Source organism: Kitasatospora hibisci (genome assembly GCF_043950205.1).
Taxonomy (GTDB): Bacteria; Actinomycetota; Actinomycetes; order Streptomycetales; family Streptomycetaceae; genus Kitasatospora; species Kitasatospora hibisci.
Genome location: NZ_CP171642.1, coordinates 752,473 through 765,012, shown reverse-complemented (window position 1 = coordinate 765,012; position 12,540 = coordinate 752,473). Strand labels below are relative to the sequence as shown.

Sequence of the window (12,540 nt, the reverse complement as noted above, 5' to 3'; positions counted from 1 at the left end):
GGAGGCCGCGCGGGGTCGAGCCACCGCCGGTGCAAGGCCACCGCCGCCGTGCAACTGCGGGGCGGCGCCACCCGGGTACCGACCCGAGACACACCGCGCGCCACCACCGCGCGCCACCACCGCGCGCCACCACCGAAGCACCACCACCGAAGCACCACCACCGAAGCGCGCCCGGCGGAACACCGCCGGGCGGAAGACGGGAGTAGGGACCATGGACTGCGAGGACGTCATGCTGACCGTCCGGATCACCGCGGCCGAGCGGGCCCTGCTGCGTGCGCTGGCGCACGGTCACGGCAGCGACGTGTCCGAGGTCGCGGTGGACGGCCTGCTCGACGTCATCCCGGCGCTGACCGGAGACACTCACGCGCTCCGGTTGGTGCGGGTCCTCGCCCGTCCCGCGCCGTGCGCGGTGACGTTCTGGCTGCCGGCCCCGATGGTCGACCTCCTGCCGCTGGTGGGCGACCACGTGACCCGGCTCAGCGGGGTGCGGGTCGGCCCGGCCAGCGGCGCGCTGTCCGCCGCACTGCGGCTCTGGCTGGCCGGCGATCCGGCCCGCCTGGCCGCCTCCCTCACCGCCATGCACGCGCCGGCCGCCCGGTCGGGCCCCCGCCCGTTGGGCGTCGCGGCCTGACCGACCCGATCCGGCCGTTTCGGGTCGCACGGACGGCCCGGGCCAGGTCGGCGGTGTCCTTCGGTGCACCGGTTCGGGGGATCGGGGGCCGACGCGCCGGATCCGCAGTGACGGCTGCAACGGCGTGGGGCCGAGGGGGTCCGCGCGGCGGCCCGGATGGCATGTCCTGGGCGGGATATTGGCTGGTCAGGACTCTGGTCACGGTCCTCCGGCGGGTCTAGCATTCCGGACACGGCAGCCGGATTCCGAACCCCCGGAGAGCCCGGCCGGGTGGCCGTCGCCACCCCATGCCGGGGAGCGCGTACCCCCCGAGCGCGCTCCCCGGCACCGCCGTGCGCCCGGAGGTTCCGCCGTCCCCGGTTCGGGCGCCCGCCGGACCCCCGCGCGCCCGCCACCCCGTCCCGGAGGCCGCCCCGTCCCGGAGGCCACGGCCGAGCCGGCGCGCAGTCGCCTCCGCACGCCGCGCTTCCGTGCCTGGTGCCCCTGCTGTCGGCCGGCCGGTTCCGCCGCAGCCGTCCCCTCCCCCCGATCCGCCGTCAACTCGCCGCAGAGCGAACCGGACCGGCCTGGACTGGCCCGAACTGGCCCGAACTGGCCTGGAACGCGCCGGTGTGCGAACCGGGCGTGCACTCACCACCCCCATCTGTTCGGCTTCTCGCCACTCTTCCCGAAAATCGAAAGATGTTTCTGTTATCCCCTCCCGCCCCTCCTGGTCTCCGGAGTGTCGGAAGGCCCAGCAGCCGCCCACGCGGCACGCGGGCCGTCGCACGAGGAGAGGAGAGCGGCATGGGACACCGGAGTTCGGAGCTCCGCCGCAGGAAGCGGCGCCGGTCAGGGCGCCGCACGGCGCTGGTGGCGGTCGCCGTGACGGCCGGTCTGGTCGCCGGCGTGCTGGGGATCCAGACTGTTCTGGAGCCGTCCGGCAAGAGCGACGTCGCGGCGGTGGCGGGTTCGGCCGACCGGGCGGAGGCGGTCGCGGCCGGGTCGGTCGCCGACGACGGCGGGGCGGGCGAGACGGGCACCGCCGAAGGCGCCACCCAGGCGCCGGCCCCGCACCGGGACCAGAAGGCCACGCCGATCCGCGAGATACCCAAGGACCAGCCGGATCGTGGTCTGGTCTACGCCGGTCTCACCCTGCCGACCGGTGACCGGTGCGCCGGTTCGCTGGAGGTCTCGGGCGGCCAGCAGTGCAGCCACGGGCCGGACGCCCCGCCGAAGGACGTGGACATCCGCAAGGACGTCGCGCCGGTGACGGCGACGGCCGTTCAGCCCGCGAGCCTGACGCCGCCCGCCGACGCCCAGCCGCCGGCCGCGGCCGACCTGGTCAAGGGCTCGGCGCAGGTCCTCGACGTCGGCCAGAAGGCCGTGGTCGGCGAGGCGCCCACTGCCGCGGCCGCCGCCGAGCCCGCCGCGGGCTCGGCGCCCCAGCAGACCACTCCCGCCGCCGGCGGGTCCGCGGTCGTCTGTGACGGCGACGGCAGCACCGGCAACCGGGTGCAGGTGGTGTACGTCCACGCCCCGGGCAACGACCGTTTCGCCCAGTACCTGGCCTCGTTCAAGAAGTGGGCCGCGGACGTCGACGTCATCTACAACGCCAGCGCCCAGGAGACCGGCGGTGTCCGGCACGTCCGCTTCGTCACCGAGTCCGACTGCACCGCCTCGGTGCTGAACGTGCAGGTCTCGGACTCCGAGATCGCCGACTTCAACGCGACCAACCGGGCCCTCGCCGCGCAGGGGTTCAACCGCAAGGACCGCAAGTACATGATGTTCACCGATGCCAAGGTGTACTGCGGCATCGGCACCTTCGCGGGTGACGAGCGTCCGGGCCAGGACAACCTGAGCAACTTCGGCCCCTCGTACGGGCGGACCGACTCCGGCTGCTGGGGCGGCCACACCGCCGCGCACGAACTCGGGCACAACCTGGGCGCGGTGAGCAACAGCGCGCCCAACTCCAGCAAGGGCGGCCACTGCGTCGACGAGTGGGACCTGATGTGCTACTCGGACACCCCGTACCACCCGGCGATGAAGACCGTCTGCCCGGACAACGCCAGCGACTCGCGCCTGGACTGCCGCCACGACGACTACTACAACACGTCCCCTGCGCCCGGCAGTTACCTGGCCACGCACTGGAACGTCGCCAACAACCGCTTCCTGATCGCCGGCGGCGGCACCGGTCCGAACCCGAACCCGAGCCCCACCGCGACGGCTTCGCCGACCCGCACCCAGACCCCGACGCCGTCCCCGACCGCCACCGGGTCCACCACGCCGACCCCGACCCGCTCGCCCTCGCCCACCGGTACCACCACCCCGTCGCCGACCGGCACGCCCACGCGTACCGGCTCGCCCTCGCCGACCGCCTCGCCCACCGGCGGCGGCACCACCGGACCCGATGTGACGGCCAGCCAGGTCACCCAGATCTCCGCCATGCTGAGCTGGCCCGCCGTCCAGGGCGCCACCGGCTATGACGTGGTGCTCAACGGCCAGACCCTCGGCACCGTCCGCGGCACCGTGGTCGGACTGGTCCGCCTCGCTCCCAACACCGCCTACACCGTCGCGATCGCCGTCCGCGACGCTGCGGGTGCCGTCTCGAAGCCCGGCCGCGCGGCCAGCTTCCGCACCCTCTCGGACGCGGGCCAGCCGCAGCCCGGGACCCGCTACACCATGGTGAACGGTCTCACCGGCCAGGCCGCGGACCTCTGGGGCAGCTCGATGAACGACGGTACGGTGGCGATCGCCTACCAGCGCACCGGCTACGCGAACCAGAAGTGGACCTTCGAGGACGCCGGTTCCGGCACCGTCCGGATGAAGTCCGTTCGCTCGGACAAGTGCATGCAGCTCGGTGGCAACCCGGTGGCCGGCCAGTACCTGGCGCAGCGGCCCTGCTCCGACGCCGCCGGCCAGAAGTTCCGGGTGACCACCGCCGGTGGCGGGGTCACGCTGACCGCCGAGGGCTCCAACCTGGTGCTCGGCGTCAGCAACCGTTGGTACTACGGCGGTTGGCTGCTGGAGCTGCAGAAGCCGAACGGCCAGGCGTACCAGTCCTGGTCGCTCCAGAAGGCCTCTTGATCCGATTCCGATCCCGCTGCCGACCCTGATTCCGAACCCGGTCCGGATCGGCTCCTGAGCCCAGGACGTGCCCGGCCACCGCCGGGCGCGTCCTGGGCGTCGGTCTTCAGGGCCCCGGCCGTGGTGTTCCGCGGACCGCCGCGCGTATCCACCCGCCGGGTCCGCACGGGAACCGACGCGCCCGAACCACCGTCCAGGCAGGTAACGGCCGTCACCGGGAGGGCCGACCAGGCTAGGAGCGTCCGCGTATGAAGAAGGTCCTGATCACTGGTGGCGCGGGCTACATCGGCAGTACCGTCGCGTCCGCACTGCTCGACCAGGGCATCACGCCGGTCATCCTCGACGACCTCTCCAAGGGCCGGGCCGAGTTCGTCGAGGGCCGCGTGTTCTTCCAGGGCGACATCGCCGACGCCGGACTGCTCGACCGCATCTTCGCCGACCACCCGGACATCGCGGCCACCCTGCACTGTGCGGCGCGCATCGTCGTCCCGGAGTCCGTCTCCGAGCCGCTCTTCTACTACCGCGAGAACGTCGGCAAGACGGTCGAGCTGCTGGAGTCCCTGCAGCGCAACGGCTGTACCCGGGTGGTCTTCAGCAGCTCCGCCTCGATCTACGCGCCGACGCCCGACGCCCGGGTGGACGAGACCTGTGCGGTCGCCGCCAACAGCCCCTACGCGCGCACCAAGCAGATGATGGAGCAGGTCCTCCAGGACTGGACCAAGGGCGACGGCGCCGAGCGGATCCGCGTCGTCGCGCTGCGGTACTTCAACCCGATCGGTGCCGACCCGCAGCTGCGCACCGGCCTGCAGAACCTCAACCCCACCCACGCGCTCGGCAAGCTCATCGAGGCCTACACGGACGGCACGCCGTTCACCGTCACCGGCGTCGACTGGGAGACCCGGGACGGCTCCGGCATCCGCGACTACATCCACGTCCAGGACGTCGCGGACGCCCACGTCGCCGCGCTCACCCGGTTCGACGAGGTGGTCGAGCCGTCCGCGGACGACCGCTACCGCGTGATCAACATCGGCACCGGCGAGGGCACCACCGTCCGCGAACTGGTCGCCGCCTTCGAGCAGGCCGTCGGCGCCCGGCTCGACGTCCGCGAGGCCGACCCGCGTCCGGGCGACGTCATCGGCTGCTACGCCGCCGTCGACTCCGCGCGGGAGCTGCTCGGCTGGACGGCGCAGCGCAACATCGCCCAGGGCGTCGCGGACGCGCTCGCCTGGCGGGCCAAGTGGGCCGCCCACCTCGGCGCCGCCTGACATCGGGGATCCGGCTTCCCGGCCCTGCCGGCGGGCCCGCGCACGAGGGGAGTGCGGGCCCGCCGGCTCCGCGCGCAGGCCTGCCCACGCGCCTTGTGCCTGCGGGAACCGTGGAGCGGCGCCCCGCGTCTTCCGTCGCAGGTCGAACGGGTGGGCGACAGGAGTGACGGGTGGGGAAGCGGGCGGTGGGCGTGGCGAAGCCGGGCTGGTGGGGGTGGACCAGGCGGGTCCTGATCGGGATCTGCGTACTCGGGCTGGCCCTGCCGGCCGCGCTGTCGGTCGTCCGCCTCGGCGGCTGGGACGACGGCACGGCGCTGGCGGTGCCCATGGTGCCGCTGCCGTACGCGGCGCTGGGCACCCTCGTCCTGCTGGGCGCGCTGCTGGCGCTCCGCTCGTGGTGGGTGGCGGGCGTGGCCGGGCTGCTCGCCGTGCTCCAACTCTGCTGGCTTATACCACGGTTCATACCCGAGGGCGGCACGGTCGCGGCCGGCGCGCCACGCCTGCGGGTGGCCACCAGCAACGCGTACATGGGCCGGGTCGACGCCGCCGAGCTGATCCGCCTGGTGCGCGAGCAGCGGGTGGACGTCCTCGCTCTGGAAGAGTTCTGGGGCCCCGCGCGGGCCGCACTGGAGCGTGCGGGGATCGCCGAGTTGCTCCCCTACCGCCAGCTGCCGGAGGGGCGCGACACCGTCCTCTACTCGCGGTTCCCGCTGACCCCGTTGGACGCCTCCGCCCCGGCGGCGGCGCGGGCGCAGGTCACCGCCGATGCCGCGGTCGGCGGGCGGACCGTCCGGCTGACCGCCGTGCACACCTACTACCCGCTCGGCGACGCCGCGGCCTGGTCGGCCGACTTCGCCGAGCTGCGGGCGGCGGCCTCCGCGGGCGGCACCCACAACGCCGTCTTCCTGGGCGACTTCAACGCGACCCTCGACCACGCGCCGATGCGGGACCTGCTGGCCACCGGCCTCACCGACACCCACGCCGAGCTCGGCCGTGGCGTCTCGCCGACGTGGCCCGAGGAGAACGACGACTTCCCCTACCTCCCGCCGGTGATCCAGATCGACCACGTCCTGCACGGCGACGCCCTGACCGCCGTCTCGGTCGCCGAACACCGCCTCCAGGGCACCGACCACCGCGCCGTCGTCGCCGAACTCGCCCTCACCGGGTGACCCCTGACCCGGCGCTGTCCCCACCGCCGTCTACCCTGACGGCCATGGATTGGCTCGATCGGGTGGCGAAGCTGCGGCGGTGGACGAACAACGACGTCCGGGCACCGCACAAGCCGCTGTTGCTGCTGTACGCCTTCGGCAGCTACCAGCGGGACGCCCAGGGCGGGCTGCGCTACAGCGTGATCGAGGAGGAGCTCAAGCGGCTGCTCGCCGAGTACGGGCCGCCGCATCCGACGACGCCCGCCTACCCCTTCCATCACCTGGTCAGCGATGGTGTGTGGGAGGTCAGGACCGACGACGGTGCCGGGAGCCCGGGGAACGGGGTCCGGGTACTGCGTTCCAGCGGCGCGACCGGCAGGCTCGCACCCGGCCTGCGGTCGGCCCTCGCCGAGGAGCCGACGTTGCTGGGGCGGCTGGTCCGGGTGCTGCTGGACACGCACTTCCCGTCGTCCCTGCACGGCGAGCTCTGTGCAGCCGTCGGCCTGGACCTGGAACTCGCGGAGACCGGTTCCGGGAGCGGGGCCGACCGGGCGGCCCGGCGCCAGCGGGACCGGCGGATGCGTGATCTCATACTCACGGCCTACGAGTTCCAGTGCGCGTTCTGCGGTTACGACGGCACCATGGGCGCGACCGCGGTCGGCCTGGAGGCCGCCCACGTGCGCTGGTGGTCCCTCGACGGGCCGGACGAGGTCGACAACGGCCTCTGCCTCTGCTCGCTGCACCACAAGCTGTTCGACAAGGGAGTGCTGGGGCTGGGGGAGGACCGCCGCATCCTCGTCTCCCAGCGCTTCGTCGGCCGCAGCGAGGCGAGCCGGCAGCACGTCCTCGCCCTCGCCGGCCGCCCCGTCATCGGCCCGCAGCGCGGCCTCCCCCCGGTCGCCGACCGCCACCGCCGATGGCACGAACGCCAGGTCTTCCACGGGGCCCCCCGCCCACCCGCGAGCCTGGAGCACGTGGGGTGAACGGGGTTCGTCGGCAGGCCCCGGCCGACCCGGGTGTTCCGTACGACTACGGACGGCGGACGGTCGGAACCAGTCGGCCCCGTGGTCCTTCGCGAGCATCGACGCCGCCCTTCCGGAGCCCCGCCAAGCCCGCGGGCCAGGTGTGGTGACCTTGCCGCAGCGGTCGGGGCTCCGTCCGGAATCCAGCAGGCACGGGCCGTCAGACGCGGCCGGCGGCCTTCTGGGTGCGGCGGGCGAGGGAGTCGACGACCACCGCGGCGAGCAGGACCGCACCCGTGATCATGAACTGGATCGCGTTGCTCAGGCCCTCGATGTTCATGCCGGACTGGATCGAGCCGATCACCAGCGCGCCGAGCAGCGCGGACCAGGTCGAGCCGCGGCCGCCGAAGAGGCTGGTCCCGCCGATGACGGCGGCCGCGATGGCGTTCATCAGCAGGTTGCCGCCGCCGGAGGTCTGGCTGGCGGACTGGATCTGGGCGGCCAGGAAGAGGCCGCCGGTCGCCGCCATGGTGGAGCAGATCATGAAGACGCTGATCCGGGTCCAGGAGATGTTGATGCCGGCCCGTCGGGCGCCCTCGATGTTGCCGCCGAGCGCGAACACCTGACGGCCGTAGGTGGTCCGCCGCAGGACGAAGTCGAGCACCACGATGAAGATCAGGAAGATCAGCAGGGCCAGCGGCAGGCCCTTGTACTGGTTGAGGGTGTACGCGGCGAGGAAGGCGATGATCGCCAGGACGACCGTGCGCAGCGCGATGTCCGCCGCCGGCCGGTACGGGACCCCCGCGCTCCGGCGCCGTCGGGTGTCGGCGAGGGAGGCGGCCAGGAAGAGCAGCACCCCGATCGTGGCCGCGCCGTACGCGGCGATCTGCTGGCTGTAGATGGTGCTGTAGAGGCGCGAGACGATGTCGTTGCCGGGGAGGTTGACGGTGCCGCTGGAGCCGAGGATCTGCAGCATCGCGCCGTTCCAGCCGAGGTTCCCGGCGAGGGTGACGACGAAGGCCGGTACGCCGACCTTGGCGAAGAACACGCCCTGGATCAGGCCGACGACGGCACCGCCGAGGAGGGCGCAGACGAGGGCGGCGTACTGGTTGACGCCGTGCGTCACGCTCATCACCGCGTAGATCGCCGCGCAGAGGCCGCTGACCGAGCCGACCGAGAGGTCGATCTCGCCGAGCAGCAGGACGAAGACCACGCCGATCGCGATCATGCCGGTGCCGACGATCTGCTGGGACAGGTTGGAGAGGTTCTGCGCGGAGAGGAAGCTGCTGTTCAGGCTGCCGAAGACGGCCCAGATCACGATCAGTGCCAGGACGACCGGCAGGGAGCCGAGTTCGCCGCTGCTCAGCCGCCGGCGGAACTCGCCGAGGTAGCCCTTGATGCCCTCCTGGCGGACGATCAGCCGGGGGTCCACGGCGGGGGTGGCCTCGGCGGCCACCGGGACGGGGGCGTTGACGCCTCCCTTGGGCATGCTGTCCTCGGGCAGCGGGACGTGGCGTCCCGGCTCGCCCCCGGGCGGGGTGTTCTCGCTCACTGGGAGCCCTCCGTGCCGCGGGCCTGTCGGCGGGTCACCGCGTTGTCGGTGGCGCCGGTGATGGCCGAGATGATCTGTTCCTGGTTGGTGTAGCGCTTGTCGAAGACGCCGTTGTTGCGCCCGAGGCGCAGCACGGCGACGGTGTCGGCCACGGCCATGACGTCGGCCATGTTGTGGCTGATGAGGATCACGCCGAGGCCGCGTTCGCGCAGCCGCTCCACCAGGTCGAGGACCTGCGCGGTCTGTTCTACGCCGAGGGCGGCGGTCGGCTCGTCCAGCATCACGACCTTGGGCTCGCCGATCAGCGCGCGGGCGATGGCCACCACCTGACGCTGGCCGCCGGAGAGCGAGGCGATGGGGATCCGCACGCTCGGGATGCGGATCGAGAGCGTGTCGAGCAGTTCGCGGGAGCGCTTCTCCATCTCGACCTCGTCGAGCACGGTGAAGCGCCGGATCTCGCGGCCGAGGAAGAGGTTGCCGACCACGTCGAGGTTGTCGCAGAGCGCGAGGTCCTGGTAGACGGTGGCGACGCCGAGGTGCTGGGCGTCCTGCGGGCGGTGGATGGTCACCGCCCTGCCGTGCCACTCGATGACGCCCTCGTCCGGTTGGTGAACGCCGGCGATCGCCTTGACCAGGGTGGACTTGCCGGCGCCGTTGTCGCCGACCAGGGCCACCACCTCGCCCGCGTGCACTTCGAGTTCGATGTCGGTGAGCGCCTGCACGGCGCCGAACCGTTTGGAGACCCCGCGCAGGGCCAGGACGGTCTCACCTGCCACAGTGATCAACTCCCTCGCCCCGCCTTCCCGGGAAGGCGGGGCTTCGTCGGCTACGGGTACGGCCTGGGGTGTTCCGGGGCGGAGCGCCCGCGGCTACGACAGGCCGGCCGCGGCGCAGGCGGCGGCGTAGTCGGGCGTGCAGATCTGCGGAACGGTGTAGAGGCCGTCGGCGACCACGGTGGTCTTGATGTTGTCCTTGGTCAGGACGATCGGGGTGATGAGGTCGGCCGGCACCTTGTTGCCGCTGCCGTTGGTGACCGTCACCGGCACCAGCTTCTCGTCGAGGGGCTTGCCCTGGGCGAAGGTGACCGCCATGGTGGCCGCCGCGTCCGTCTCCGGCTTGAAGGGCTTGTAGATCGACATCGTCTGGGTGCCGGCGAGGATCCGCTGGACGGCGTCCAGCTGGGCGTCCTGGCCGGTCAGCGGGACGCTGAGGTTGGCGGCCTTGAGCGCGGTGGAGATACCGGCGGCCATGCCGTCGTTGGCCGAGTAGACGCCGACCACGTTGGGGGCGCCGATCGCGGTGATCGCGGCGGCGGCCTCCTGGTTGGCGTTGTTCGGGTCCCAGTTGGGAGTGTCGTACTCCTTGCCGATCTTGAGCTTGCCGTCGATCGCGCTGTGCGCGCCGGCCTTGAAGTCGGCCGCGTTGGGGTCGGTGGGAGAGCCGTTGATCATGATGATCGAGCCGGCGTCCGCCTTGTCGCCGACGGCGTCGACGAGGGCCTTGCCCTGCAGCTCGCCGACCTTCCTGTTGTCGAACGACACGTAGGAGTCGACCGGGCCCTGCGCCAGGCGGTCGTAGGCGATCACCTTCACGCCCGCGTCGTGTGCCTTCTGGACGGAGGACTGGATCGCCTTGGAGTCCACCGCGTCCAGGATCAGCACCTTGTCGCCCTTGGTCAGGGCGGTGTCGACCTGGGTCTGCTGGGTGGTCGCGTTCTCGTTGGCGTTGTAGTAGTCGATCTGGGCGTCCGGCGCCAGCTCCTTGATCTTCTGCTCGATCAGCGGGCGGTCGAACTGCTCGTACCGGGTGGTCTTGGTCTCGGGGAGCAGCAGACCGATCCGGACCGCGCCCACCGCGGTTCCGCTCGCACTGCCGCCCGTCGACGTGGTCCCGGTGGACTGCTTGGCGCTGCCGCACGACGCCAGACCGAGACCGAGGGTAACGACTGCGGTCGCCGCGACGACGCGGCGAAGACCGATGCTCATGGGATGCCTCTCCAGTATGAGTCCACCCCCGTTGGGTCCACCCCCGCCTTACGAGTCTGTGAAGACCGGCGCACAACCACGATTCGGGCTGAGCCGAACGGGTTGCGTGCGTCCCCCGGGGGACGGCACAGGCCGGTGGACGGGGCCGTGGGCAGGGCGGCCGGGCGGGCACGGAGGGTCGGCGGCAGGGAACGGCGGAGGGGGCCCGGACACGGGTCCGGGCCCCCTCCGCCGTGTCACGTCACGGGGCCGCCTCAGCTGGCCGCGGTCCCCGACGCCGTCCTGCAGGGCGGCAGCGTGGACGGAGAGATGGTGGCGCAGGTCGCCGTGGCGGGGGTGGTGCCGGTGGTGCCGGTCGCCGTCGTCGTGGCGGTCGCCGACCCGCTGCTCACCGTGGTGGTCGCCGTGGCGGTGGCGGTGGCGGTGGTGGTGGCGGTGCCGGTCGCCGTCGCCGTCGTCGGGGCCGTCGCGGTCGAGGTGACCGTCGCCGTCGCCGTGGCGGTCGCCGTCGTCGGCGGGCCCGAGGAGGCCGGCGGCGTCGAGGTGCCACCCGTGGTGGGGCCCTTGGTGGCGGTGCTGGCGGGGGAGGACGGCCCGGACGGCGAACCCGAGGTGCTGGAGACCGAGGTCGAGCCCGACGGGGAGCCGGAGACCGAGGCCGAGGGCGAGACCACCTCCATGGGCTCGGCCGGCGGGATGCCGGGCGCCAGCTCCTTGGGCGCCTTCACCGGCGTGTCCTCCACCTTGATCTGCCCGGTCACCCGGGCGAACCAGCCGCCCGTCTCGACGTTCACCAGCACGATCTCCCGCACCGGCTGCGGCGCCGCGACCACGATGATCACCTGGGACGGCTGGAAACCCGTCCAGGACTTGCCCGTGTACTTGGCGTCGGAGACCAGCTCCGGCGGCTTCAGCGGGTTGCCGCAGCCACAGCGCACCCGCGGCACGCCCTGCGCGTCCACAAGTACGGAGGTGCCGGCCTGGAGGACGGACTGGTAGGCGACCGCCGCGCCGCCCTTGTACCCGTGGTTGGTCACCCGGGTGTCCACCCTCAGGTAGGCCGAGGTGAGCGAGCGCATGTAGCTCGGGATGGCGGACTGCTGGATCCCCTGGGCGGAGGCCCAGGCCCGGCCGGAGTCGCCGGTGGACGTCATGGAGATCAGCTTCTCTACGTCGCAGCTCGGCTTGGACATCGTCCCCGCGTAGAGCCCGGCCGAGGAGCCCTGCACGCTGTGGATGCCGGTCGGAGACGCCGCGGCGGTGGTGGTCGTGGCGCCGGTGGTCGGCTGCGGGGCCGAGACGGCGGCGGTCTCCACCGAGGGGGTGAACGGTGCCGGACCGGGATCGCTCGGCTGCTGCAGCGCCACCTCGTTGGCGGCCGGGATGGCGTCGCTCGGGGACGAACCGCTGTTGCTGTTGACGATCAGCACCGTCGCGACCACGGCCAGCACCGCCGTCCCGGCGACCAGGGCCAGCTTGGGGCCGGAACGCCACCAGGGCGTCGGTCGTCCACCGGACGGGCCGCCCGGGGCGCCGCCGGCGCTGCCCGGACCGGATGGGCCGGACGGGGGACCGGGCGGGCCCGAGCGTCCACCGGACGGGGGACCGGAGAGCGGGCCGGACGGGGGACCGGAGGGCGGACCGAACGGCGGACCGGACGGGGGCGGTTGGGAACTCATCGACGCTCCGTTTCGCAGGCGGCCGGCGAAACGGCCGGCACAGAAGGCTCCTGCCACTGGCTTCCATTTCTGCCCCCGCCGTGTGCGGGCCGCAACAGCAGGTCACACCCCTGCCGCCGTCCGTCCGTCCGTCAGTCGGTCCGTGCGAGCGCGCCGTGCCCGGTTCGGCACCGGGTCCGGCCCCGGGCCCGCTTCGCCTCCCGCCCCCGAGGGGCGTGGCGGTGGCGCACGCAGCGCGCGGCCGTCGGTCCC

The 12,540-nt window shown here is 72.8% G+C and carries 9 protein-coding genes; 5 read left to right on the top strand and 4 right to left on the bottom strand.

Going from position 1 to position 12,540, the window contains the following annotated elements:
• The first annotated feature begins 211 nt into the window (after positions 1–211).
• From ACF9IK_RS03530 to ACF9IK_RS03510, 5 genes are all read left to right on the top strand, one after another.
• Complete coding sequence (locus ACF9IK_RS03530) at positions 212–631, top strand: hypothetical protein (RefSeq protein WP_395292769.1); 420 nt, start codon at positions 212–214, stop codon at positions 629–631.
• Positions 632–1,417: 786 nt separating this feature from the next.
• Positions 1,418–3,697, top strand: a complete 2,280-nt coding sequence (locus tag ACF9IK_RS03525) for an RICIN domain-containing protein (RefSeq protein WP_395292768.1) — start codon at positions 1,418–1,420, stop codon at positions 3,695–3,697.
• 248 nt (positions 3,698–3,945) lie between these two features.
• Positions 3,946–4,962, top strand: a complete 1,017-nt coding sequence (galE, locus tag ACF9IK_RS03520; RefSeq protein ID WP_395292767.1) for a UDP-glucose 4-epimerase GalE — start codon at positions 3,946–3,948, stop codon at positions 4,960–4,962.
• Positions 4,963–5,132: 170 nt separating this feature from the next.
• A complete protein-coding gene (locus ACF9IK_RS03515) occupies positions 5,133–6,131 on the top strand; it encodes an endonuclease/exonuclease/phosphatase family protein (protein ID WP_395292766.1) in 999 nt (332 codons plus the stop codon).
• Positions 6,132–6,175: 44 nt separating this feature from the next.
• Positions 6,176–7,093, top strand: coding sequence for a phosphorothioated DNA-binding restriction endonuclease (locus tag ACF9IK_RS03510; RefSeq protein ID WP_395292765.1), 918 nt, complete (start codon positions 6,176–6,178; stop codon positions 7,091–7,093).
• Between the two features lie 199 nt (positions 7,094–7,292).
• Here the strand turns inward: ACF9IK_RS03510 and ACF9IK_RS03505 are convergent, their stop codons facing one another.
• The 4 genes from ACF9IK_RS03505 to ACF9IK_RS03490 form a co-directional block, all read right to left on the bottom strand.
• A complete protein-coding gene (locus tag ACF9IK_RS03505; RefSeq protein ID WP_395298459.1) occupies positions 7,293–8,561 on the bottom strand; it encodes a sugar ABC transporter permease in 1,269 nt (422 codons plus the stop codon).
• A 59-nt stretch (positions 8,562–8,620) separates the two neighbouring features.
• The gene (locus tag ACF9IK_RS03500) at positions 8,621–9,400 is read right to left on the bottom strand and encodes an ATP-binding cassette domain-containing protein (RefSeq protein WP_395292764.1); all 780 of its coding nucleotides are present in this window, start codon (positions 9,398–9,400) and stop codon (positions 8,621–8,623) included.
• Positions 9,401–9,493: 93 nt separating this feature from the next.
• On the bottom strand, positions 9,494–10,609 hold the full coding sequence (locus ACF9IK_RS03495) for a sugar ABC transporter substrate-binding protein (RefSeq protein WP_395292763.1): 1,116 nt from the start codon (positions 10,607–10,609) through the stop codon (positions 9,494–9,496).
• Positions 10,610–10,863: 254 nt separating this feature from the next.
• Positions 10,864–12,288 carry a DUF6777 domain-containing protein gene (locus tag ACF9IK_RS03490; protein WP_395292762.1) on the bottom strand — a complete coding sequence of 475 codons (1,425 nt, stop codon included), beginning with the start codon at positions 12,286–12,288 and terminating at the stop codon, positions 10,864–10,866.
• Between the last annotated feature and the right edge of the window lie 252 nt (positions 12,289–12,540).

Excerpts from the sequence above, each read along its gene's own strand:
- ACF9IK_RS03530 (WP_395292769.1), top strand. The coding sequence starts at position 212 with ATGGACTGCGAGGACGTCATGCTGACCGTCCGGATCACCGCGGCCGAG.
- ACF9IK_RS03525 (WP_395292768.1), top strand. The coding sequence starts at position 1,418 with ATGGGACACCGGAGTTCGGAGCTCCGCCGCAGGAAGCGGCGCCGGTCA.
- galE (WP_395292767.1), top strand. The coding sequence starts at position 3,946 with ATGAAGAAGGTCCTGATCACTGGTGGCGCGGGCTACATCGGCAGTACC.
- ACF9IK_RS03510 (WP_395292765.1), top strand. The coding sequence starts at position 6,176 with ATGGATTGGCTCGATCGGGTGGCGAAGCTGCGGCGGTGGACGAACAAC.
- ACF9IK_RS03505 (WP_395298459.1), bottom strand. The coding sequence starts at position 8,561 with ATGCCCAAGGGAGGCGTCAACGCCCCCGTCCCGGTGGCCGCCGAGGCC.
- ACF9IK_RS03495 (WP_395292763.1), bottom strand. The coding sequence starts at position 10,609 with ATGAGCATCGGTCTTCGCCGCGTCGTCGCGGCGACCGCAGTCGTTACC.
- ACF9IK_RS03490 (WP_395292762.1), bottom strand. The coding sequence starts at position 12,288 with ATGAGTTCCCAACCGCCCCCGTCCGGTCCGCCGTTCGGTCCGCCCTCC.